Source organism: Shimia sp. R9_3 (assembly GCF_017743755.1).
Lineage (GTDB): Bacteria > Pseudomonadota > Alphaproteobacteria > Rhodobacterales > Rhodobacteraceae > Shimia.
Window position 1 is genome coordinate 192994 of sequence record NZ_JAGHRP010000006.1, and the last position, 23117, is coordinate 216110.

At 59.3% G+C, this 23117-nt stretch carries 22 protein-coding genes; 17 read left to right on the plus strand and 5 right to left on the minus strand.

Annotated features, from left to right (window positions below):
- Nucleotides 1–68: 68 nt before the first annotated feature.
- The 11 genes from J7412_RS16220 (at nt 69) to J7412_RS16270 (ending at nt 12173) form a co-directional block, all read left to right on the plus strand.
- Nucleotides 69–995, plus strand: a complete 927-nt coding sequence (locus J7412_RS16220) for a sugar ABC transporter permease (RefSeq protein ID WP_209079574.1) — start codon at nt 69–71, stop codon at nt 993–995.
- A gap of 1 nt (nt 996) precedes the next feature.
- Complete coding sequence (locus tag J7412_RS16225; RefSeq protein ID WP_209079575.1) at nt 997–1845, plus strand: carbohydrate ABC transporter permease; 849 nt, start codon at nt 997–999, stop codon at nt 1843–1845.
- On the plus strand, nt 1842–3908 hold the full coding sequence (locus J7412_RS16230) for an alpha-galactosidase (protein WP_209079576.1): 2067 nt from the start codon (nt 1842–1844) through the stop codon (nt 3906–3908). Before J7412_RS16225 ends, J7412_RS16230 begins: the two co-directional genes overlap by 4 nt.
- The gene (locus J7412_RS16235) at nt 3905–5614 is read left to right on the plus strand and encodes an IlvD/Edd family dehydratase (protein ID WP_209079577.1); all 1710 of its coding nucleotides are present in this window, start codon (nt 3905–3907) and stop codon (nt 5612–5614) included. Before J7412_RS16230 ends, J7412_RS16235 begins: the two co-directional genes overlap by 4 nt.
- A complete protein-coding gene (locus J7412_RS16240; protein ID WP_209079578.1) occupies nt 5614–6375 on the plus strand; it encodes an SDR family oxidoreductase in 762 nt (253 codons plus the stop codon). Before J7412_RS16235 ends, J7412_RS16240 begins: the two co-directional genes overlap by 1 nt.
- 3 nt (nt 6376–6378) lie before the next feature.
- Complete coding sequence (locus J7412_RS16245; protein WP_209079579.1) at nt 6379–7269, plus strand: 2-dehydro-3-deoxygalactonokinase; 891 nt, start codon at nt 6379–6381, stop codon at nt 7267–7269.
- A 4-nt stretch (nt 7270–7273) separates the two neighbouring features.
- Nucleotides 7274–7879 carry a 2-dehydro-3-deoxy-6-phosphogalactonate aldolase gene (locus tag J7412_RS16250; protein WP_209064361.1) on the plus strand — a complete coding sequence of 202 codons (606 nt, stop codon included), beginning with the start codon at nt 7274–7276 and terminating at the stop codon, nt 7877–7879.
- On the plus strand, nt 7876–8736 hold the full coding sequence (locus J7412_RS16255; RefSeq protein WP_209079580.1) for an SMP-30/gluconolactonase/LRE family protein: 861 nt from the start codon (nt 7876–7878) through the stop codon (nt 8734–8736). Before J7412_RS16250 ends, J7412_RS16255 begins: the two co-directional genes overlap by 4 nt.
- Nucleotides 8733–10670, plus strand: a complete 1938-nt coding sequence (locus tag J7412_RS16260) for a beta-galactosidase (RefSeq protein ID WP_209079581.1) — start codon at nt 8733–8735, stop codon at nt 10668–10670. Before J7412_RS16255 ends, J7412_RS16260 begins: the two co-directional genes overlap by 4 nt.
- A gap of 145 nt (nt 10671–10815) precedes the next feature.
- Nucleotides 10816–11277 carry a MarR family transcriptional regulator gene (locus J7412_RS16265; RefSeq protein ID WP_209079582.1) on the plus strand — a complete coding sequence of 154 codons (462 nt, stop codon included), beginning with the start codon at nt 10816–10818 and terminating at the stop codon, nt 11275–11277.
- On the plus strand, nt 11277–12173 hold the full coding sequence (locus tag J7412_RS16270) for an alpha/beta fold hydrolase (RefSeq protein ID WP_247743968.1): 897 nt from the start codon (nt 11277–11279) through the stop codon (nt 12171–12173). The genes J7412_RS16265 and J7412_RS16270 overlap by 1 nt, the downstream gene beginning before the upstream one ends.
- A 95-nt stretch (nt 12174–12268) precedes the next feature.
- Here the strand turns inward: J7412_RS16270 and J7412_RS16275 are convergent, their stop codons facing one another.
- Together J7412_RS16275 and J7412_RS16280 are read right to left on the minus strand one after the other, a co-directional pair.
- A complete protein-coding gene (locus J7412_RS16275) occupies nt 12269–13183 on the minus strand; it encodes a manganese-dependent inorganic pyrophosphatase (protein WP_209079583.1) in 915 nt (304 codons plus the stop codon).
- A 104-nt stretch (nt 13184–13287) separates the two neighbouring features.
- On the minus strand, nt 13288–14289 hold the full coding sequence (locus J7412_RS16280) for a TraB/GumN family protein (protein ID WP_209079584.1): 1002 nt from the start codon (nt 14287–14289) through the stop codon (nt 13288–13290).
- A gap of 116 nt (nt 14290–14405) precedes the next feature.
- On the opposite strand from J7412_RS16280, the gene J7412_RS16285 reads away from it, so the two are divergent.
- Together J7412_RS16285 and J7412_RS16290 are read left to right on the plus strand one after the other, a co-directional pair.
- A complete protein-coding gene (locus tag J7412_RS16285) occupies nt 14406–15065 on the plus strand; it encodes a DUF2161 family putative PD-(D/E)XK-type phosphodiesterase (RefSeq protein ID WP_209079585.1) in 660 nt (219 codons plus the stop codon).
- 124 nt (nt 15066–15189) lie between these two features.
- Entirely contained in the window at nt 15190–15714 is a 525-nt protein-coding gene (locus J7412_RS16290; protein WP_209079586.1) for a GrpB family protein, read from the plus strand.
- A 254-nt stretch (nt 15715–15968) separates the two neighbouring features.
- Here J7412_RS16290 and J7412_RS16295 read toward each other — a convergent pair whose 3' ends face one another.
- A complete protein-coding gene (locus tag J7412_RS16295; protein WP_209079587.1) occupies nt 15969–16556 on the minus strand; it encodes an NAD(P)H-dependent oxidoreductase in 588 nt (195 codons plus the stop codon).
- 159 nt (nt 16557–16715) lie between these two features.
- On the opposite strand from J7412_RS16295, the gene J7412_RS16300 reads away from it, so the two are divergent.
- Both J7412_RS16300 and J7412_RS16305 read left to right on the plus strand, forming a co-directional pair.
- Nucleotides 16716–17543, plus strand: a complete 828-nt coding sequence (locus J7412_RS16300) for a hypothetical protein (RefSeq protein WP_209079588.1) — start codon at nt 16716–16718, stop codon at nt 17541–17543.
- Nucleotides 17544–17701: 158 nt separating this feature from the next.
- Nucleotides 17702–18025, plus strand: a complete 324-nt coding sequence (locus tag J7412_RS16305) for a hypothetical protein (RefSeq protein ID WP_209079589.1) — start codon at nt 17702–17704, stop codon at nt 18023–18025.
- 354 nt (nt 18026–18379) lie between these two features.
- Here J7412_RS16305 and groL read toward each other — a convergent pair whose 3' ends face one another.
- On the minus strand, nt 18380–20017 hold the full coding sequence (gene groL / locus J7412_RS16310; protein WP_209079590.1) for a chaperonin GroEL: 1638 nt from the start codon (nt 20015–20017) through the stop codon (nt 18380–18382).
- A 38-nt stretch (nt 20018–20055) separates the two neighbouring features.
- Nucleotides 20056–20343, minus strand: a complete 288-nt coding sequence (locus J7412_RS16315; RefSeq protein WP_209064394.1) for a co-chaperone GroES — start codon at nt 20341–20343, stop codon at nt 20056–20058.
- Nucleotides 20344–20586: 243 nt separating this feature from the next.
- On the opposite strand from J7412_RS16315, the gene J7412_RS16320 reads away from it, so the two are divergent.
- Together J7412_RS16320 and J7412_RS16325 are read left to right on the plus strand one after the other, a co-directional pair.
- On the plus strand, nt 20587–22086 hold the full coding sequence (locus J7412_RS16320) for a malonyl-CoA synthase (protein WP_209079591.1): 1500 nt from the start codon (nt 20587–20589) through the stop codon (nt 22084–22086).
- A gap of 3 nt (nt 22087–22089) precedes the next feature.
- Nucleotides 22090–22974 (plus strand): alpha/beta hydrolase, encoded by an 885-nt coding sequence (locus J7412_RS16325; protein ID WP_209079592.1) that lies wholly within the window; start codon nt 22090–22092, stop codon nt 22972–22974.
- Nucleotides 22975–23117 lie beyond the last annotated feature (143 nt).

The following is a 23117-nucleotide window of genomic DNA, read 5'->3' on the forward strand; positions in this document are numbered from 1 at the left end:
TAGCCGTCGTTTGACACGAGAGGCGGGGGAATTCTCCGCCTCTCAGCCCTCAAACCCCGGGTTATGTTATGACCGTTTCTTCTGAAATTCCTGAAACCGAAAGCTGGTTCCACCGCAATCAACAGCGCATCGCGCCCTGGGTTTTCCTGGCGCCGGGCATCCTGTTTTTCGCGGTCTATGTGATCGCGCCGGTGTTCCAATCTTTCAACCTGTCGCTTTATGAGTGGGACGGGTTGGGCGAAAAGACCTACGTGGGCTTTCGCAACTATGAAGACCTTTACTGGGAGTATGTGGATCGAGACGCCTTCTTTGTGTCGTTGAAAAACAACGTGCTGTGGCTGTTTCTCTACCTGCTTGCCATTCCTGCCGGCCTTTTCATTGCGCTGTTCCTGAACCAGACTGTCGCGGGCATCCGTATCTATAAGTCGCTGTTCTTCTTCCCTTTCGTGATCAGTCAGGTGGTGGTTGGTCTGGTGTTCAGCTGGTTTTACGATCCGAACTTCGGCCTGCTGAACACAATGCTGGGCTGGGTCGGCATGGGCCCGATCAATGTGCTTGGGAACGAAGACCTTGTGACCTACGGCATCGTCGCTGCGGGCCTGTGGCCGCAGACGGCCTACTGCATGATCCTTTACCTCACCGGCCTGAACGCGGTGGATCCGGAGCAGATCGAAGCCGGGCGTCTGGATGGGGCGAAGGGCTGGAAAATGCTCTGGCACATCATCCTGCCGCAACTGCGCCCGGCGACCTTCATTGCCTTTGTGGTGACGATCATCGGCGCGCTGCGCTCCTTTGACCTGATCTCCATCATGACACAGGGCGGCCCGTTTGGCAGCTCGCGTGTGCTGGCCTATTACATGTTTGAAGTGGCGCTGTCGGAATACGGTTTCCGCATGGGCTATGGCGCGGCGATTGCCGTGGTGCTGTTCCTGATCATGCTCTGCTTTATCGCCTACTTCCTGTGGTCGATGTATCGCGAAGAGAAGGGGCACTGAGATGTTTCCACAACCGATCGAAAAACAGCCTCAGGCCGCGCAGCTTGCCTATAAGACCATGCTGCCGATTGCGCTGCTGCTCTGGCTCGCGCCTCTGCTGGCCGTGGCTCTGTTCTCCATCAAACCGGATGCGGATTTCACCTCCGGCAACTACTGGGGGCTGCCGTCAAGCTTTGAGGGGGCCGCGAACTATGGGCGGGTCTTCTTTGACTCCGATATGCCACGTTATCTGCTGAACTCCTTCATGATCACCATTCCAACGGTGATCGGGGCCGTGGCGCTCAGCTCGATGACGGGGTTTGCGCTGGGGATTTACAAGTTCCGCGCCAACCTTTGGATCTTCTTTATGTTTGTGGCCGGAAACTTCGTGCCGTTTCAGATCCTGATGGTGCCGGTGCGTGACCTGACGCTGGACATGGGGCTGTACAACACCAAGACCGGCCTTGTGCTGTTCCATGTGGCTTTCCAGACCGGGTTCTGCACGCTGTTTATGCGCAACTTCATCCGCGCTCTGCCGTTTGAGCTGATTGAGGCGGCGCGGGTGGAAGGTGTGAGCGAATGGCGCATCTTCTGGTATGTGGTGTTGCCCCTGATGAAGCCCGCGCTGGCGGCGCTTTCGGTGCTGATCTTCACCTTCATCTGGAACGACTATTTCTGGGCGGTGGTGCTGACCCAAGGGGCGGAGAGCCAGCCTGTGACCGCCGGGATCACCTCGTTTAACGCGCAGTACCGTGCTGCCTATCACCTGATGAGCGCAGGCTCGATTGTGGCGGCTCTGCCCCCTGTGGCGATGTTCTTCCTGATGCAACGGCACTTCATTGCCGGTCTCACTTTGGGAGCTGTGAAGTGACGCAAGCTTTGCAAACCTGGCGCATTGATGCGCCGGGTCAGACATTGGTGCTTGGTTCAGACGGGGGCGTGCCCGGCGCGCTCTACTGGGGCGCTCCGTTGCCTGCGGGAGACGATTTGAGCGCGCTTGCGGCCGCGACCGCGCGTGATGTGACCGGGGGCATGATCGACGCACTGCCCGCCCTGTCGCTGTGTCCGGAAGCGGGCAACAGCTTTCAGGGGCAGGCGGGGCTGGTGGCCTACCGCGATGGGCAGGCGCTTTATCCACGTTTTAAACTGATTGAGACCGACGGCGCGCGCTTTGTCTGCGAGGACGCAGAGGCCGGGCTGACGCTGACCTTCACCTTTGCCGTTGAGGGTGATGTGATTGCCGCCTCAACCACGCTGACCTCCCGTGCGGAGATCAGTGTGCACCATCTGGCTGCGCCGGTGCTGCCGGGGCCGCAGATGGGGGCGGAGATTTTGCATTTCTCGGGCCGCTGGGTTGGTGAGTTTCAGATGGAACGCAGCCCATGGCGCGCAGGGGTTCTGATGCGGGAGGCGCGCACGGGCCGGTCCGGCCATGAGCACCCGCCGCTGGCCTATTTCCCGGAGCAGGGCGCAAGCAATACACAAGGCCAGGTCTTTGCGATGCATTACGGCTGGTCTGGTGGACATGTCATGTATGCCGAAGAGCTGCCGGATGGGCGGCGTCAGATCCAGTGGGGCCATGCCACCGGCACGCGCCGCGCAGGAACGCAGTTTGAGACTGGAAAGCTCTATCTCTCGGTTTCCGACGCGGGGTTGAATGGCTGCGCGGTGGCGTTTCAACGTCATCTGCGGGAGCATGTGGTGACCTGGCCGCATCCGGAGCGCCCGCGCCCGGTGCACTATAATTGCTGGGAAGCGATCTACTTTGATCACGACTTTGAGGAACTTAAAGCGATTGCCGACCGGGCCGCGGCGCTGGGTGCGGAGCGTTTTGTGCTGGATGACGGCTGGTTCGGGAAGCGCGATGACGACACCTCCAGCCTTGGGGATTGGGACATTGATCCGCGCAAATGGCCGGACGGTCTGAGCCCGCTGATAGATCATGTGGCGTCGCTTGGGATGGTCTTTGGCCTGTGGTTTGAGCCGGAGATGGTCAACCTCGACAGTGATCTGGCACGGGCCCATCCGGAGTGGATCCTGGGGCCGGTGGATCAGATCGAAGGGCGTCAGCAGCGGGTGCTGGACATGGCCAACCCTGAGGTGCGAGACCACCTTTACGGCAAGATCAGCGCGATCCTGGAAAGCCACGACATTGATTACATCAAGTGGGATCACAACCGCTTGCTGCCCGTGGCCGATGCGGCGCAGGCGGAGGGCATCTATGCGCTGATGGGGGCGCTGCGCGCCGCTTTCCCGCAGGTGGAGATTGAGAGTTGCGCCTCTGGTGGGGGGCGGATTGATGCGGGGATTTTGCGCCATACGCAGCGGGTTTGGCTGAGTGACAGCAATGACGCGCTGGAGCGGTTGCGCATTCAGCATGATGCGGCGCTGATGCTGCCTGCGGCGATCACCGGCAGCCACGTTGGGCCGCGCCATTGCCATACCTCCGGGCGGGTGCATGACATCCACTTCCGCGCCTGGGTGGCGGCGCAGCGGCACATGGGGTTTGAAATGGATCCCCGCGAGCTGACGGACAGTGAAACCGAGGTGCTGACCCGTGTCACCACCTGGTGGAAGGCCAATCGGGACTGGCGTATGTCGGCGGACATTCTGCGGCTGGACGTTGCGGACAGCAGTGTGATTGCAGAACAGCAACTGTCGCAGGACAAGACGCGCTTTGTGGTTTTTGCCGGTAAGGCGGACACCGGGACGCAGATCATGCCGCGCCCTTTGAGGCTCACGGGTTTGGAGCCGGATGCGCGCTATGAAATTGAGCTGATCAACCGCGATGAGGCACATCATTTGTCCCGTCGCGAGATGCCGATAAAAGACGGGCCGCTCACGGTGAGTGGCCAGATATTGATGCAACACGGACTCATCCTGCCGTGGTCCTTCCCGGACCGGATGTGGGTGATTGAAGGAAAACGAGTATGACCAAGAAACGCCGCTCCCAGCATTGGTATGGCAAGCTGGACAAAGACGGGTTCATTCACCGCAGCTGGATGAAAAACCAGGGCTTTCCGGATCACGCTTTTGACGGGCGCCCGATCATCGGGATCTGCAACACCTGGTCGGAGCTGACCCCCTGTAACTCTGGCCTGCGCACGCTGGCCGAAGGCGTGAAGCGCGGGGTCTGGGAGGCGGGTGGCTTCCCGGTGGAGTTCCCGGTGATGTCGCTGGGTGAGACCCAGATGAAGCCCACTGCGATGCTGTTCCGCAACCTGCTGGCGATGGATGTGGAAGAAAGCATCCGCGCCTATGGCATCGACGGTGTTGTGCTGCTGGGCGGCTGTGACAAGACCACCCCGGGGCAGCTGATGGGCGCGGCGTCTGTGGACCTGCCGACCATCGTTGTGAGCTCCGGCCCGATGCTGAACGGGAAGTTCAAGGGCAAGGACATCGGCTCTGGTACGGACGTCTGGAAGTTCTCTGAAGAGGTCCGCGCGGGCGAGATGACCTTGCAGGATTTCATGAATGCGGAAAGCGGCATGAGCCGCAGCGCGGGCGTGTGCATGACCATGGGCACGGCCTCCACTATGGCCTCCTTGGTGGAAGCGATGGGCATGGCGCTGCCGACCAATGCGGCGCTGCCTGCGGTGGATGCGCGCCGGATGGCGCTGGCGCATCTGACTGGTAAGCGCATTGTGGAAATGGTGGACGAAGATCTGAAACCTTCTGACATCCTCACCAAAGAAGCCTTTGAAAACGCCATTCTGGCCAATGCGGCGGTGGGGGGCTCCACCAACGCGGTGGTGCATTTGCTGGCGCTTGCGGGCCGTGTGGGTGTGGGTCTGACACTGAAAGATTTTGAGATCGGCTCAGACATCCCGCTGCTGGTCAACTGTATGCCCTCGGGTAAATACCTGATGGAAGACTTCTGCTACGCCGGCGGTGTGCCTGCCGTTTTGAGCCAGCTGAAGGATCACGTGCGTCCGGCCAACACTGTGCTGGGCAAAGATATCGCGACCTATCATGACGGGGCTGAGATCTATAATGACGACGTGATCCGACCGCTTAACAATCCGGTCAAACCTGCCGCCGGTCTGCGTGTGCTGCGGGGCAACCTCGCGCCAAATGGGGCGATTGTGAAGCCTTCTGCGGCGACGGATGCGCTTCTGGAACATGAGGGCGAGGCCTTTGTGTTTGAGAACATCGAAGACCTGAAAGCCAATATTGACCGTGACGATCTGCCGGTGACGCCGGAAACTATTCTGGTGCTGAAAGGCTGTGGCCCGAAGGGCTATCCGGGGATGCCGGAGGTGGGCAATATGCCGATCCCCGGGAAGCTGGTGAAAGAGGGCGTACGCGATATGATCCGCGTGTCGGATGCGCGTATGTCAGGCACGGCCTTTGGCACGGTGATCCTGCATGTCAGCCCGGAAGCACAGGCCGGAGGCACGCTGGCGCTGGTGAAAACCGGTGACCGCATCAAAGTGTCAGCGCAAAACGGTGTGCTGGAGCTACTGGTGGATGAGGCAGAGCTTGAGGCGCGCCGTGCCGACTGGCAGCCCGATCCAGAGCATTATACACGCGGCTACGCAAAACTTTATTATGACCACGTGCTGCAGGCCGACAAAGGTGCGGACCTCGACTTCCTCGTCGGCAAAGACACACGTTTGGTCACACGGGAGAGCCACTGATGGCAAGCACGATTTTTCCAGATCTCAAAGGCAAGTCCGTTTATATCACAGGCGGGGCCAGTGGCATCGGCGCGGCCCTGACCGATGGGTTTATGGCGCAAGGCGCAAAGGTGGCCATCATCGGACGCTCCGCTGCGGATGACTTCATCGCAGAGATGGAAACCAAACACGGTGCAACACCTCTGTTCATGCAAGGCGATATCTCTGACATTCCGCGTCTGCGCGAGACCATCCAGCAGGCGGTGGGAGAACACGGCGGTCTGGATGTGGTGGTGAACAACGCGGCCAACGACCAGCGCCATGCACTCGATGAGGTGGACGAAGCGTTCTACGACTGGATGCAGGCGGTGAACCAGAAAGCCTATTTCTTTGCCTGTCAGGAAGCGGCGCGGCAGATGACGGACGGCGGCTCGATCATCAATTTCAGCTCGATTAGCTACATCATGGGCAACGCAGGCTACCCGATTTATACGGCGGCCAATGCGGCGATCACGGGGATGACCCGTTCGCTGGCGCGGGAGCTGGGGCCAAAAGGCATTCGCGTCAATGCGCTGGCACCGGGCTGGGTGTTGACCCAGAAACAATTGGACATGTGGGCCGAGCCTGAGGCGCTGACGGCGCATATGGAGCGTCAGTGTCTGAAAGAGCATCTGAAGCCCGAGGATATGATCGATCCGACGCTGTATCTCGCCTCCAATGCCAGCCGGATGATGACGGGCCAGTGTATGGCAGTGGACGGCGGCGTTGTGGTTTCGGGGTAAGTGATGAGCGTGCAAGCAGAATGGATCGCGGTGGATTGGGGCACGTCTCGGTTGCGGGTCTTTGCCATGGCGGGCGAGAAGGTGCTGGCCACTGCAGAGTCCGAGCAGGGCATGTCCAAGCTCAGCAAGGCGGAGTTTGAACCGGCCCTCTTGGCGCTGGTTGGCGACTGGCTGGGTGATGGCGTGACCGATGTGATTGCCTGCGGCATGGTTGGCGCGCGCCAGGGCTGGGAGGAAGCGCCTTACAGCGCGGTGCCTGCGCCGGCCTTGGCGGAACGGATCATTCGCGTGCCGGATACGGATGCGCGCCTGCGTGTGCATGTGGTGCCGGGCCTGAAGCAGATGAAACCCGCCGATGTGATGCGGGGCGAAGAGACCCAGGTGGCTGGCTTTCTGTCCAAACATCAGAACTGGGACGGGGTTTTGTGCCTTCCGGGCACCCACACCAAATGGGTGCACGTGAGCGCGGACGAGGTCGTGAGCTTTCGCACCTTTATGACTGGAGAGATGTTTGCGCTTTTGTCCAAACAATCGGTGCTGCAGCACTCGGTCGGCGAAGGCTGGGACGAAGAGGCCTTCCGCGCGGGCATGGATGTAACGCTCTCGCGCCCGGAAAACCTCGCAACTGAACTGTTTGCGATCCGGGCCAGCGACCTGCTGGAGGCGACGCCTGCGGCGGTTGGACATGCGCGGCTCTCTGGCCTGCTGCTGGGCGCTGAGTTGGCGGCATCGCGCCCCTATTGGCTGGGCCAGCAGATCGCGGTGATTGGCGATGCGGTGCTTTCAAATATTTACGCTGAGGCGCTGAAGGCGCAGGGCGGGTTTGTCTCTGTGGTGGACTGCCAGGAAATGACACTTGCGGGGCTGATCGCCGCGCGCAACCTTTTGGGATAACAACATGAGCCGGTCGATTATTGCGATCTTGCGCGGGGTGACCCCGGGCGAAGTGGAAGCGATTGCACAGGAAATTCTCGCCGCAGGCATTGATAAGATCGAGGTGCCGCTGAACTCGCCGGAGCCGCTGGAGAGCATCGGGTTGCTGGCAAAATCCATCGGCGCTCAAGCGCTTGTGGGTGCCGGCACGGTGCTCGAAGTGGCGCAGGTGGATGCAGTGAAAGCGGTTGGCGGGCAATTGATAGTCTCGCCCAACTGCGATGTAGACGTGATTGCGCACACAGCAAGTCTTGGCATGGAAAGCTGGCCCGGCGTGTTCACCCCGACAGAAGCTTTTGCCGCCCTGAAGGCAGGCGCAACAGGCCTGAAGCTTTTCCCCGGTGACATGGCGGGGCCAGCAGGCCTCAAAGCGATGCGTGCCGTGCTGCCCAAAGACCGTGCAGTCTATGCTGTGGGCGGTGCGGGGCCAGACAACTTTGGTGAGTGGGTCGCGGCAGGTGCGAGCGGGTTTGGCATCGGCTCTGCGATCTACAAACCGGGGATGAGTGCAGCTGATGTGCGCGCTAAGGCAGATGCGATCGTGGCGGCCTATGATGAGGCCATGGCATGAGCGTCGTCTTTGACAATCGGGTCTGTGAGTTGGGTGAAGGTCCGCTCTGGCATCCGGTGCGCGAGCAATTTTACTGGTTTGATATCAAAGGCAAACGTCTGCTGACCCAGAAAGAGGGCGTGCAGCAGGAGTGGGTGTTTGATGAGTTCTTCTCCGCCGCTGGTTGGGTGGATGAGGAGACTCTCCTCGTGGCCTCAGAGACCGCGCTGTGGCGGATGGATCTGGAATGCGGCCTGCGCGAGCATGTGGTCGATCTGGAAGCCGACAATCCGGTGACACGCTCCAATGACGGGCGCGCGGACCCTTGGGGCGGTTTCTGGATCGGGACCATGGGGAAATCCGCTGAAGCCAAGGCGGGCGCGATTTATCGCTTCTACAGAGGCGAACTGCGTCAGGTGGTTGGAGACATCACCATCTCAAACGCGATCTGTTTTGATCAGACACGCGCCTGTGCCTATTACACCGACACGCCAACAGGGCAGGTGATGCGCCAAAGTTTGGACTCGGATACCGGCTGGCCTGTGGGCGCGGCGGAGGTTTATCTTGACCTGAAGCCGGAAGGTCTGAACCCGGATGGCGCGGTGGTCGACGCCGAGGGCAATGTCTGGATCGCGCAATGGGGTGCCGCGCGTGTGGCGGCCTATGATCCTAAGGGCAGCTTTGTGAAGGCCGTGGAGGTGGGCGGGGTGCAAGCCTCTTGTCCGGCCTTTGGTGGCCCCGAGCTGCGTGATCTCTATGTCACCACAGCGGCGGAAGATCTGGCGGCTGATGTTCTGGCTGCTGCGCCACAGAACGGTATGACATTTGTGCAGGAAAACGCCGGTCAGGGCGTAGCGGAACCGCGGGTGATCCTATGAAACAAGAGCTGGGCGTCTGTTATTATCCGGAGCACTGGCCGGAGGAGATGTGGGCGAAAGATGCTGCCGATATGATCGCGGCAGGCATCACTTGGGTGCGAATTGGCGAGTTCGCCTGGAGCCGTATGGAGGCTGTGGCGGGCACGCTGACGCTGGAGTGGCTGGACCGTGCGATTGAGGTGCTGGGCAGTGCCGGCTTGAAAGTTGTGCTGGGCACACCGACCGCCACGCCGCCGCGCTGGATGATCGACAAGCATCCCGACATGCTGGCGGTGGATGAAAATGGCAATCTACGCAAATTTGGCTCGCGTCGGCATTATTGCTTCAGCCACGAAGGGTTTAAGGCGGAGAGCGCGCGGATCACCAAGATTATTGCGGAGCGCTATGGCAAAAACCCGCATGTGGCCGCGTGGCAGACGGACAATGAGTACGGCTGTCACGACACGATCATCAGCTATTCAGAACCTGCAAAGGTCGCGTTTCAAGCCTGGTGCAAGGCGCGCTATGGCACTGTTGAGGCACTCAATGAGGCCTGGGGCAATATCTTCTGGTCGATGGAGTATTTCTCCTTTGATCAGATCGACTTGCCCAACCTCACGGTGACCGAGCCGAACCCTGCACATGTGCTGGCCTTCCGCCGGTTTTCCTCTGATCAGGTGGTGGCGTTCAACAAGGTTCAGACCGATATCCTGCGCGCTCATACGGATGCGCCGCTGATCCACAATTACATGGGCCGCATTCTGGAATTTGACCATTTTGACGTGGGCAAAGACCTCGATATCGCGAGCTGGGACAGCTATCCGATTGGCTTTCTATCAGATCGCCTGGAGGCGTCAGAGGACCATAAGGTGCGGTTCCTGCGCCAAGGGGATCCGGACATGCAGGCCTTCCACCACGATCTTTATCGTGCGGTGGGCAAGGGTCGTTGGTGGGTCATGGAACAGCAACCCGGCCCGGTGAATTGGGCACCGTATAACCCCGCACCTTTGCCAGGGATGGTGGCGCTGTGGTCGCTGGAGGCCTTTGCCCATGGGGCAGAGGTAGTGAGCTATTTCCGCTGGCGGCAGGCCCCGTTTGCGCAGGAGCAGATGCACGCAGGGCTGCAGACGCCCGATGGCCGTGAGGCACCGGGCATGGATGAGGCGCGTGCGGTGGCCAAGATTTTGGCCGATTTGCCCCCGCAAGAGACACAGCAGGCCGAGGTGGCGCTGGTGTTTGATTATCCTTCGGATTGGGCCTGGCACACACAGCCGCAGGGCGCTGGCTTTGACTATTTCAGACTGGTGTTTTCGGCCTATCGCGGGCTGCGCCGTGCGGGGCTTTCGGTGGACATCGTAAGCGCCTCTTGCCGTGACTTTGCAGGCTACAAAGCGGTGTTTGCACCGTGCGTGGCGACGGTGGATCCTGCATTGGTGGAAGCCGTGAGTGCGGCTGGCGCGCTAGGCATCTATGGGCCGCGCACCGGGGCCATCACCGAGGACTTCTTTATTCCCGCAGGGGGGCGCCCGGAGTTGCCGGGGCTGGATGTGCGCGTAGAGCTGATTGAAAGCATGCCACCGCATGCCGGGATGCCGGTTGCTGGCGGTGGTATGGCCGATCACTGGCATGAACGGCTGAGCGGCGACGCAGTGGTGTTGCTGGCCACCGAAGCGGGCGCGCCGGTGCTGATGGGGCAGGGAGGCCGTTGGTATCTCGGCAGTTTCCCCGACGAGGTATTGTGGGATCGGCTTGTGGCTATGGTGGCTGAGAAGGCTAGTTTCTCTGTCAGCCCTGTGCCGGAGGGGATGCGTAAACGCCGCTTTGGAGAGCTGGAATTTGTGGTCAACTACAATGGCTTTGCAGAAAACCTTGGGGATTTGACGGTGCCGGCTTGCGGCGTAGCGGTGCTCAAAGACGGAGAGCCAATTGCGGTGAGTGATCTGAACCGAAGCTGATCTAGCTCTTCCAAATTGATATACAGAAAGGGCGAGGGAGTTTCTCTCGCCCTTTTTGGTTGGCGCGACGTCAACGTCAAGATGACTTGTCAAGGCAGATGGTTCGTATACGAATTAGGCGAAAAAAATTCGGATGCGAACTAAAATGACCAGACAACCCCGTCTGTTTTTTCTGATCAACAAAGCCTATGCGGCGCTGGCGCGGGCGTCAGAACGAAAGACGCAAGCCATGGCTGGGCTGTCGATGCCGCAACATGGTGTCTTGGCGCTTTTGTCCAAAGAGGACGGTCAAACAGTGACCGATCTGGCCAAGGCACTATCGATGCGCAAGTCGAGCCTCAGTGGGTTGATTGACCGTATGGTTGAGCGCGGCTTTGTCCGCCGCGCACGTGAGGATGCTGATGGACGCGTGGTGAGAGTGTACCTTGAACCGTCTGCGCAGGATTTACTACAGCGTACGTTGCCTTTGGTGCAGCACATCAACGGGCTTCTGCTCGCACCTTTTGACGAGGCCGAGCAGGAGGTGATCGGGCGTTTTCTGACCCATATGGCTGAGAATGCCGAAGAGATCATTGATCAGGTGGACCTTTCTGAGGAGCGGGTGTGATGTTGGATATGAGTGATGTTGCTGTCGAAGATGTAACGCTCACCACAGAGGATGGCACCGCGCTGGCTGGTACGCTCTATCGAGGGGCTGCGCCGCAGGTGGCAATCCTGATTTCGGCAGGCACTGGATATCCGCGCAGGTTCTATCGACATGCGGCGGCCTATCTGGCGGCGCGGGGTGCGGTGGTGCTGACCTATGATTTTCGGGGGATTGGCGACAGCGGGGCAAAGGACCTTGCAGCATCGAAGATCGACTACCCCGATTGGGGGCGGCTGGATATGACGGCGGCGCTAAGCTGGTTGAAGCAGGAAGCGGAGGGGCTGCCGCTGACCACATTGGGGCACAGCGTTGGCGGGCAGTTTGTGGGGTTTGCGCAGAACAATACGCTGGCGGTGCGGCATGCTTTTGTCGCGGTGGGCAGTGGTTATTGGCGGCTGCACAAGTCCGCCAACTGGCCGCTGGAGCTGTTTTGGTGGTGGGGCTATGGCAGCTATTGCCTTGCGCGATATGGATTTATTCCCGCCGGCGGCATCTGGGGCGGTGAGGCTCTTCCACCCAAAGTGTTCCGGACATGGCGGCGGTGGAGCAGCCGGAGGAGTTATCTGTTGCCGGACCTCGCATCAGGCAGATACCCGCATCACTATGATCAGGTGACCGCCCCGATGTGTTCCTGGTCCCTGAGTGATGATCCGATTGCAACTGAGGCCGCCTCGGAAGACACGCTGTCTTATTATTCCCGTGCGGAGAAGCATTTGGCTTTGCGCACACCAGGGGCGCTGGGCGTTAAGAAGTTGGGTCATGAAGGGGCGTTTCGCAAAGGGCGAGAGGCGTTTTGGGCAGAGCTGTGGGAGTGGCTGACGGAGGGGGCGTTGCCGGAGGGGGCGATGTCTAAGTGATTGGTGGGGTGCGCAGGGATTGCGCACCCTACGAGGGAAAAGAAAAAGGCCGGTGTGGGGACACACCGGCCTTTTGTTTTGAGAGATATGCGCGATCAAACTTTGAGGTTTGGAATGATCTGCTTTTTGCGGCTCACGACGCCTGGCAGCACAACGCTGTCACCTTCGGCAGTTGCGTCAAAGGACTTCGCGGCAACTGTTTTCACCAGATCGTTTGGCACAAGCAGGGTGCTTTCTTCGTTCAGGATGTCCACCACGAAGAGCAGAACCTGATCCACGCCATCCTCGGAGGCCACGGTGGTCATGCTCTGCATCAGGGACGCTTTGCGGTCCAGCACGATGGCAGGAGAGGTGGTTTCCAGAACGGAGACGCGGAATTTGGTGCCGTCGACTTCGTATTCTTTGGAGTCCATGCGCAGCAGCTCTGCGTCGGAGAAAGAAGACACGTCGGATTTTGCGGCAAACATTTCAGCAGCATAAGACGGGATGTCGATGCCCAGATCGGCAGCCAGTTTCTCGGCCACGGCCTTGTCGTGGTCGGTGGTGGTCGGGCTGCGGAATTCCAGGGTGTCAGACAGGATGCAGGTCAGCATGGTGCCCTTGATCCAGTCTGGCATGTCAATGTCGCCCATCAGGTCGTGCATGATGGTCGCGGTGCAGGCCACCGGGCGGATGGTGATGTCGATTGGACCTTTGGTTTCCAGACCGCCCACCAGCTTGTGGTGGTCGATGATCGCCTGAACGTCTGCGCCGTTGATGTTGGCAGGCAGCTCGGCCGGGTTGTTGGTGTCGACAATCACCACGGCGGCGTCATCTGCGACGTCGGCAATGATCTCAGGCTTGGTCAGGTCCCAGCGCTCCAGCAGCCATGCGGCTTCGGTGTTGGGCTCGCCCAGCAGCTTTGCTTCGGCTGGGGTGCCTTTGATTTCAGAGAGATACCAGGCCCAGATGATGGGGGAGCCGGTGGAATCGGTGTCAGGAGACTTGTGGCCAAAAACCTGAATGGTCATGTCGAGAGGTCCTTAGAAAACAGGGGAATATTGCGGATTTGCGCGCCTTATAGAAGGGCGCGCGCGCTTTGTCACGGGGGCAGGCGCCGGGGCGGCGATTTGGCCTAGAGCGGCAGGCGGGTCACGGTGAAGCCTGCCGCCTCAAGCTGGGCCAGAACACCGTGGTCTCCGGGCAGATGCAGCGCGCCAAAGGCGACAAGCGAAGGGGTCTTGGCCAGCGCGGGGGCGAGGGTCTTAACCCAAGCGGTGTTGCGGGTTTTGATCAGGTCTTCTTCGACCTGTTGCAGCAGGGTGGCGATGCGCTCTGCGTCGGCATCGCCCTGCGCCGCCTGTAGCATGTCCGCACGGTTGAGATCCCAGATAAGCTGAATGGTTTCAGAGAGATACATGTCTATAACCGTGGGGATCATATCTGCGCCTGAAAGATCAGTGCCCAGATCAAGGCTCCAGCGCAGATCATCGACCTGTTGGTCGATCGGGTCACCGGCCAGCAGCCCAATCAGGCTTTCGGTGTTGTCCAGAGAATGCCGGGGCCAATCGCGTGTTTGGGCAAGCGCTTCGATTTGCAGATCCAGCCCTTTTTTGCCAGATTTAACAACATCAAAGGCGCAGGGTGGGACCATCAGCGTCATGCCCAGAAACCAAGGCTGATAGCGTGCGGCCAAGAAGGGCGGCATGCCCCGGGCCTTCAGTTGATCAGAGACTTTGGCCCAGTTTTCATCTCCAAGGCGGTCGATCAGGGAGGGGCCGGACTGGATCAGAAAGAGCTCCGGATTTTGGGTCAGGTGACGCTGAAAGCCGAGTTGGGCCTCCGATGTCATCTCCATAAAGAGCTGCTGGGGTGGTGGCGTGAGGCTGCGCAGGCGCTCCATGGTGGCGGCGTGCTCGGGCAGGTGCAGATGGAAGGTTCCGACAATATGGGAGACAACCCCGTCTTTCTCCACCTGCCAGAGCAGCCCTTCGGAGAAGGGCGCTTGTTCCGCGGCCTCAAGCATCGCGGCGCGTTCCGCCAATGGGCGCTGCTCAAACTGGTTTGGGCCTTCGCAATTGGCCATGGCTGCCCCGGAAAAACCGAGCAGAAACAAGATCGTCGTGAAAATGCGCATCAGAAACCTCATAGGAATTGGCGCCAAATTAGCAGTTTGCCTCCTACGCTCAAGAGCGCGCGCATCGGCTGGCAAAGCGTTGTGGGCATTTGCCCAAATTGCCGCTACCAAGAGGTATGAGCAAGATCGCCGAAACAGAGCTTTATGCCCCGATCAAAGCCTGGCTGGAGGCGCGGGGATTTGAGGTGAAAGCCGAAGTGGGTGCGGCGGATGTGGTGGCGATGCGGGCAGGGGAAGAGCCTGTCATCATAGAGTTAAAGACTGGTTTCTCCCTCGCGTTGCTGCAACAGGCGGTGGCGCGGCAGGCGGTGACGGATGCGGTTTATGTGGCGGTGCCGCGCTGGAAGGGGCGGGCCGGATGGAAGGCGTTTTCCGGCAATATTGGCCTGTGCAAACGGCTGGGCATCGGGGTGCTTTCGGTGCGGCTCAAGGATGGCGCGGTGGAGGCGCATTGTGATCCGGTGCCGTTTCAACCGAGAAAATCCAAGACACGTAAAGCCCAGCTATTAAAGGCGTTTTCGCGCCTTGAGGGAGATCCGAATGTGGGCGGGACGCGCGGCGCAACCGTGACGGTTTACCGTCAGGACGCGGAAAAATGCGCGGTATATCTCAATGAAAACGGCGCAAGCCGGGGGCGGGATGTGGCCGGTGGCACAGGTGTGGAGAACGCAACAACCCTGATGCGGGACAACCACTATGGCTGGTTTGAGAAGGTCGAAAAAGGCGTCTACATGTTGAGCGAATCTGGCGTCGCGGCGCTTGCAGATGCGGGTTAAGCGTTGCGCCGGGACGGTGCATTAATCCGCAAAACTGGCCCTGTTGGCACGTCGGTATCGCGTCGGTATTGCGGCTGTTTCGCGGAGGTGGAATTTTTTGGACTTGAAAGGTTAATGCAGCGGCATGGTTTTGGTTGTGGAACATGATCCTGCATGGGCGGCGGGCTTTGCGCAAGAGGCGGAGGCCATCCACGCGGCGCTGGAAGCTGAGGCGATCGAGTTGCATCACATTGGCAGCACTTCGGTGCCCGGTCTGTTGGCCAAGCCAATCCTTGATCTACTTGGTGAGGTGGCGGATCTGGCGGCGGTGGATGCGGCCACTGCGCAGTTTGAGGCGCTGGGCTATGAGGTGATGGGAGAGCTCGGCATTCCGGGACGGCGGTATTTTCGCAAGATGGACGGTGCGGGGCAGCGCAGCCATCACCTGCATGTGTTTGAAAGAGGCTCTGCGCATGTGGCGCGCCATCTGGCGTTTCGCGACTACCTGCGTGCGCATCCGGCGGTGGCGGCGGATTATGGCGCGTTGAAACGCCAGTTGATTGCGGAAGGGCGCGGCGACTGGGAGGCGTATATTGACGGCAAAGACGCCTTTGTGCAGCGGGTTGAGGCGGAGGCCCTGGCCTGGGCGCGGAGGCGGGATCAGAGCTGAGTGAAATTTTTTAAGCCATAGGTGGATCGGGAGGGCCGCGCCTGAGCCTGGGTGGGCGCGGAGGAGCGGTGATGCATGGCAGTTTATCTGGCCAAGAGACTCTGCCGTTTTGAGGAATGAAGACCTTCGCAAATGCGCCCTCTCATGGGGAGGGTCGGGCGCGGCCCGGATTGGTCATCCGGGCTTTGATGCGTTTTCCAAACCCTCATCGTCCAACAAATCTGCAACGCCTGAAGCAGGTCGATCACTTTTGGTCAGTTTTGGGCGGGCGGCTCCAAAGTGAGGCCCGTCTGGTAGCTGCGTTCCAAGAGCGCGGCGCGGCGGGGGGCGGAGCCGGTGGAGCCGTTTAAGAGTTCGATCTTGCGCGGGGAGAGGCCGAAGTAGCCAAAGGTGCCTTTGGTCCAGAGGGTGTTAAGCGCGGCCGTGTAGCCCTCTTCTTCCATCTCGTCAGAGCGCGCGCCTGCGGGGATGAGCAACACGCCGGTGCGGGGGTTCAAGAGGCTTTGGTCTGGATCATCAAGCTGATCATAGGCCCAGCCCCAGGAAAAGACGCGGTCCATCCAGCCCTTCATCATCGACGGCATGCCCCACCAGAAGAGCGGGAAGACAAGGCAGATCGCGTCACAGCGTTCGATGCGCTCCTGCTCGCGCCGCACGTCGGGCGGGGGGGTGTCTGTGCTCTCGATATCAGCCATGGACCAAAGCGGGGAGAACCCCTCTGCGTTGAGATCGGCCAGCTCTGTGGTGTGGCCCGCCGCCTGCGCGCCACGCATGAATTCGGCGGCAACCGCATGGCTGAAAGAGGCGGGGTTGGGGTGGTCAATCACTGTGAGAACATGCATGTCGTCTGGTCCGGTTTGGCTGTGTTCTCAGAGAGATAGGGGAGGGGTGTGAGGATTGCGAGGGGGCGGCGTGTGGATGGAGAACGTCTTGATTTCCACCATGGATTGTTGCGGGCGTTTTGTTACCTTCGGAATGTGGGTGCAATTGGGAGACAATCTATGAGCGAAGGTCACAAGTGGTCATTTTCTGGCGAAGTTTTGGCGATTGGCCTTTGCGCGCTCGTTGGGACCGCCATTTCAGCACAGGATGTCGCGGTGAGCGAAGGGTTGAACACGGGGCCTTTGACGTCTTCGGAACAGTTTCAGGATGAGGTCGTGGATTTTGGCGCGTTGGGGCAGACGCAGTATCGCGGGAAACGGTTTCCTGTTCATCTGAGGCATGGCGCTTTGAAAATTGGGAGCGTTTTCAAAGGTCAGTACCTTTCTGCGCACACAACCGGGAATACTTCAGACAGTGGGCCGGTCATTGACCGCTTCGGAGATGGCAAGACGCTTTTCTTAGAAATGATCTCTGAGGGTCTCACCTATGGAAAGCGAGAGAAATACACGAGAACTGTTGGCTATGGTGCGCAGGCGAAAAAGACTGTGACTGTTGAGACCGTGCTGGGACACAGGCCGTTGGCTGTGGTCTTCCCCCGACCTCAATATGCCTTTGGGATCGAGGTGAAACGTCTGTTTCGCATGGAACAGCATGATGGGGCGGGCAAAAATGATCGACACATTCGCGTGAAAGCCTTTGGGGCGAATGGTGACCTTGTGGCGGAGCGGCGGATCATGGTTGCAGATGTATTTTCCGCAAGTTTTGTGCGCTGCCAGTATTCCCTAGATGTCACGGCGTTGCAAATCACCTCGAATGTAGACGGTGGCATCGCGCTGTCCAAACTGAGTTTTGATACCTCCCCAGAGCCGCCTGAGACCACGCGGAAAGCGCAAGTGGATTTGCCGGAGGGCTTTGAATTTATGCCGTGCAACTCACCGATGGGGTAGTGTCGACGGAAGGCTTCGCGAGGGACGGGGCGTGCCGAAGGGTGGGCTTTGTGCTAGGTGTCGTTGTTGCCTGCACGGGAGTGTACTTAAGGGCCGGCTTAAGGCGGTGTAGGGATGCACCTCTATGATTTTGAAGCACAGCATCTATGATAGGACTAGTGTCGCTTTCCGAACGGATTTTAGAGGACTTCAGCAATATGCCTCTTGAGGTACGTGATCTTTTATATTTTTTCCCAGCAGTGATAATTGGTGCCTTCCTCGTATTTTTTCTTTGGGGATCAGGGCTGCGGCTCGGCCGCCAGGGCTTTCGATTCATCCAGCCAAAATTTTTAAAGAATTTTCGTGAAAAGAAGGGTGCGCGGGACTTCACCACAACTGAGAGTGTATTCCTAGTAAAAGTGCGGGGCTACTACTTGGTCGGTGCAGTAATGATGTTTCTGTTCCTTCTTGAATTTTTCTTTCCGGGTTTGAATTTACTATAAATTATACTGCGGCGTATGTGTTCGCGATGCCATTGCTGCGTTTCGAGGTGGGACGCCTGACAGCCCGGAACAAGGGCGCAGCCCGCCGGGCCAGCGCCCGACCGCCCCTCTAGGCGGGCGCTTTGTGTGCGGTTATAGGAGATTGCGGGCCAAGAGGTCTTTGGCAGAGATAAAGTGGCGACTTTGCACGTCTGTGCGCCCACCCGCGGTCGGGCGCTGGCCCTTGCAGCGGATAAAGAAAAAGGGCCGCCTGGAGGCGACCCTTTCATATTTGTCTGGCGGAGGCTTTCGTGACCTTGGCCCAAAGGCCAAGGCACTGTCGCCTTCGGCAGAACTTCCTTATGGAAGTTCGCCTTACATCATGCCGCCCATGCCGCCCATGTCAGGCATTGCAGGTGCGGCTGCGCCTTCTTTGGCTGGCTTGTCTGCAACCATCGCTTCGGTGGTGATCAGCAGTCCTGCAACGGAGGCTGCGTCTTCCAGAGCGGTACGGGTCACTTTGGCTGGGTCGATCACACCGAAGGAGAACATGTCGCCATATTCTTCGGTCTGTGCGTTGAAGCCGAAGGAGGTGTCGTCGCTCTCGCGGATTTTGCCCGCCACAACAGCACCGTCAACACCGGAGTTCTCTGCGATCTGACGCAGAGGTGCTTCGATGGCTTTGCGCACGATGTTGATGCCTGCGTTCTGGTCAGCGTTTGCGCCTTCCAGACCGTTCAGTGCTTTACCGGCCTGAACCAGAGCAACACCACCGCCGACGATCACGCCTTCCTGCACAGCTGCGCGGGTTGCGTTCAGAGCATCGTCCACACGGTCTTTGCGCTCTTTCACTTCCACTTCGGTCATGCCGCCAACGCGGATCACAGCAACACCGCCTGCCAGTTTGGCAACGCGCTCTTGCAGCTTCTCACGGTCGTAGTCGGAAGAAGTTTCTTCGATCTGAGTGCGGATCTGAGCCACGCGTGCTTCGATCTCTGCTTTCTCGCCTGCACCGTCAACGATGGTGGTTTCGTCTTTGGTGATCTCGATTTTCTTGGCGGTGCCGAGCATGTCCATGGTGACGTTCTCGAGCTTCATGCCCAGATCTTCGGAGATAACCTGACCGCCGGTCAGGATGGCGATGTCCTGCAGCATGGCTTTGCGGCGGTCGCCGAAGCCAGGTGCTTTAACAGCAGCAATTTTCAGGCCGCCGCGCAGTTTGTTCACAACCAGAGTTGCCAGCGCTTCGCCTTCCACGTCTTCTGCGATGATCAGAAGAGGCTTCTGGGACTGGATCACCTGCTCAAGCAGTGGAACCATTGGCTGCAGGGAAGAGAGTTTCTTCTCGTGTAGCAGCACCATGCAGTCGTCCAGATCAGCGATCATTTTGTCTGCGTTGGTGACGAAGTAAGGGGAGAGGTAGCCGCGGTCGAACTGCATGCCCTCAACAACATCGGTCTCGGTTTCCAGACCTTTGTTTTCCTCAACGGTGATCACGCCCTCGTTGCCAACTTTCTGCATCGCGTCTGCGATCTGCTGGCCGATTTCGGCTTCGCCGTTTGCGGAGATGGTGCCAACCTGAGCAACTTCTGCGGAGTCAGCAACTTCGCGGGATGCGGATTTGATGCCTTCAACAACTTTCGCAGTTGCCAGATCGATGCCGCGCTTCAGGTCCATTGGGTTCAGACCAGCAGCAACCTGCTTGAGGCCTTCACGCACGATGGCTTGTGCCAGAACGGTCGCGGTGGTGGTGCCGTCGCCGGCTTCGTCGTTGGTGCGGGAAGCAACTTCCTTCACCATCTGTGCGCCCATGTTCTCGAACTTGTCTTCCAGCTCGATCTCTTTGGCCACGGACACACCGTCTTTGGTGATGCGTGGTGCGCCGAAGGATTTCTCCAGAACAACGTTACGGCCTTTTGGGCCGAGGGTCACTTTGACTGCGTCTGCGAGAACGTTCACGCCGCGCAGCATTGCATTGCGGGCATCGGTGTCGAATTTGACGTCTTTTGCCATTTTATAGGCTCCTAAATTCGTAAATTGCGGTCAGACGATCAGGCAATGATGCCCATGATGTCGGATTCTTTCATGATCAGCAGTTCTTCACCGTCAACGGTGACTTCGGTGCCGGACCATTTGCCAAACAGGACTTTGTCGCCCGCTTTCACGTCGAGCTCGACGCGTGCGCCTTTGTCGTCACGTGCGCCCGCGCCCACGGATACAACTTCGCCTTCAGCTGGTTTTTCTTTGGCGCTGTCTGGAATGATCAGACCGCCTGCGGTTTTCTCGTCGCTTTCAACGCGGCGAACGAGCACGCGGTCATGCAGAGGTGTAAAAGCCATGACTAGGTTTCCCTAATTAAAGTGTCTCCCTGACTCCTCAGCGGAGCCGTTATCACTCCCTAATGGCGAGTGCTAACGGCGAAAGAGGTAGGGGGCGAATGCGGGGGAGTCAACGCTGTTGCGTCAATTTTTTGAATTGGGCGGAAAAAGGCAGGTCGGACCCATGTTTTATGGCGCTTGTAAATCGGGGCGGGATGCCCAAAGGTCTGCCTGCGAGACCACACTGACAAAGGATCCTCCGGCGTGACCAACATACTTTATGACGCTTTGATTGCCCCCCATGCAGAAAATGCGGCCGTTTTTCTGGATTGTGATGACGGGGTTTCGCTGAGCTATCAGGATTTTGTCGCGCGGGCTGCTCAGATGGCGCATGTGCTGCAAGCGGCGGGTGTGGCCCCGGGGGAGCGTGTCGTGGTGCAGGCCCCAAAGACTCGCGACACTCTGGCGCTTTATGGTGGTGCGTTGCAGGCGGGGGCGGTCTATCTGCCGCTTAATACTGCCTATACGCAGGATGAAGTGCGCTATTTCTGTGAGGATGCGACGCCGAAGCTGATTGTCTGTGATGCCAAAGATGCGGACCAGATTGGAGAGATTGCGGCGGATGTTGGGGCGCAGGTGCTGACGCTGACAATGACAGGCGGGAGCCTGAGTGCGACGGCAGATGCGCAGCCTGCGCAGTTTGAGACCGTGGCGCGCGGGCCGGACGACCTTGCCGGGCTGCTCTACACATCAGGCACCACCGGGCGCTCCAAGGGCGCGATGATGTCGCATAAGAACCTGCTGTCCAACGCGCGGTCGCTGACGGATTTATGGCAGATCACATCTGAAGACAGGCTGGTTCATGCTTTGCCCATTTTCCACACCCATGGGCTTTTTGTGGCCATGAACACGTCGCTGTTGGCAGGCGCGCGGGTGCGGCTGATGGCGCAGTTTGATCTTGAAGAGATCCTGGGCGCGCTGCCGCAATCCTCGCTGATGATGGGTGTGCCGACGTTTTATACGCGGCTTTTGGGCGATGGGCGGTTTGACAAAGCCCTCTGTGCCAATATGCGGCTGTTTATTTCCGGTTCTGCGCCTTTGCTGGCAGAGACCCATCAGGCCTTTGAGGCGCACAGCGGTCACCGCATCCTTGAGCGCTACGGCATGACGGAAACCAATATGATCACCTCCAATCCCTATGACGGGGCGCGGGTGGCGGGCACGGTGGGCCATGCGCTGCCGGGCACGGAGGTGAAGATCACCAATCCGGAGACCGGTGAGACCCTGCCGCATGGAGAGATCGGCATGATTGAGGTGCGCGGGGACAATGTGTTTCAGGGCTATTGGCAGATGCCGGAGAAAACCGCCGAAGAGCTGCGTGAAGATGGGTTTTTCATCACCGGTGATCTGGCGGTGATGGAGCCGGATGGGCGGGTCACCATTGTGGGGCGGGCGAAAGACCTGATTATTTCCGGGGGCTACAACATTTATCCAAAAGAGGTTGAGGATGTGCTCAACGATCTGGAGGGCGTGTCGGAAAGCGCGGTTTATGGCGTGCCACATGCGGATTTTGGCGAGAGCGTGATTGCGGCGCTGGTGGCGCTACCCGGCGCGACTCTGGATGTCGAGGTCATCAAGGCAGAGGTTGGAGCGCGGCTCGCACGGTTCAAACATCCGCGACAGTATGTGGTCATGGAAGCCTTGCCGCGTAACACTATGGGCAAGGTGCAGAAGAACGTGCTGCGGCAAGAGCACAAGGGGTGAGAGATGCAGATCACGGCAAATGGCATTCAGATTGAGGTGGAAGACCACGGGCTGCGCGAGGGCGTCCCCTTGGTGCTCATCCGGGGGCTGGGGTCTCAGCTGATCCACTGGCCCAAGGAGTTTGTGCAAGGATTGGCCGCTGCAGGTTTTCGCGTGGTTTTGTTTGACAATCGTGATGTGGGGCTTTCGCAGCGCTGTCCTAAAGAGGGGGTGCCAAGCCAAGCGGATGAGATCACGGCACGGGCTTTGGCAGAGGGCACGGTGCCTGCTGCGTATCGGCTGGATGACATGGCGGCGGATGTGGTGGGCGTGATGGATGCGCTGGGCATCGAGACAGCACATGTGTTTGGCATGTCCATGGGCGGGGCGATTGTGCAGCTCTTGTGCATGGATCACGCCGCGCGTTTGCTCAGCGGCACCATTGTGATGGCAACAGCACGCCCCTTTGCGGAGCGTGGCGGCAATGCGGAGTGGCTGGCGACCTTGTTGGCGCATCCGGTGGCGCGGGAGGAGTTCATTGCCAATGCGCTGCGGGAATATGAGTTCTGGGGCAGCCCGGCCTATCCGATGACCGAGGCGGAGCTCACGGCGCAGGCGGGGCTGGCCTATGACCGGGGCTTTGATCCGGAAGGTGTGAACCGTCAGGTCTTGGCGGTGATTGCCTCCACCGACCGGCGGCATGATCTGGCCCAAGTGACGGTGCCCTGTCAGGTCATTCACGGCGAAAACGACACGTTGATCCCGCCGGAGGCCGGGGCGGAGATTGCCGGGCTGATCCCCGGGTGTGATTACCACGCGATTGACGGCATGGGGCATGTGATCACGCCGAAACAGGCGCCGCTGCTGGTGGCGATGATGCAGGATTTTGTGGCGCGTCACGCGGGCTGAGCGCACAGGCTGAATTGACCTGTGCGGCCCCGTGGCGTAGAGCTAGGGCAACTCAGATGGAGGTTTTATGGCCCGGTATCAGGATGCCTGAACATGGCGGGTGGCAGAGTGCCCACCCGATGCACCAACAGATCAGCGACCCA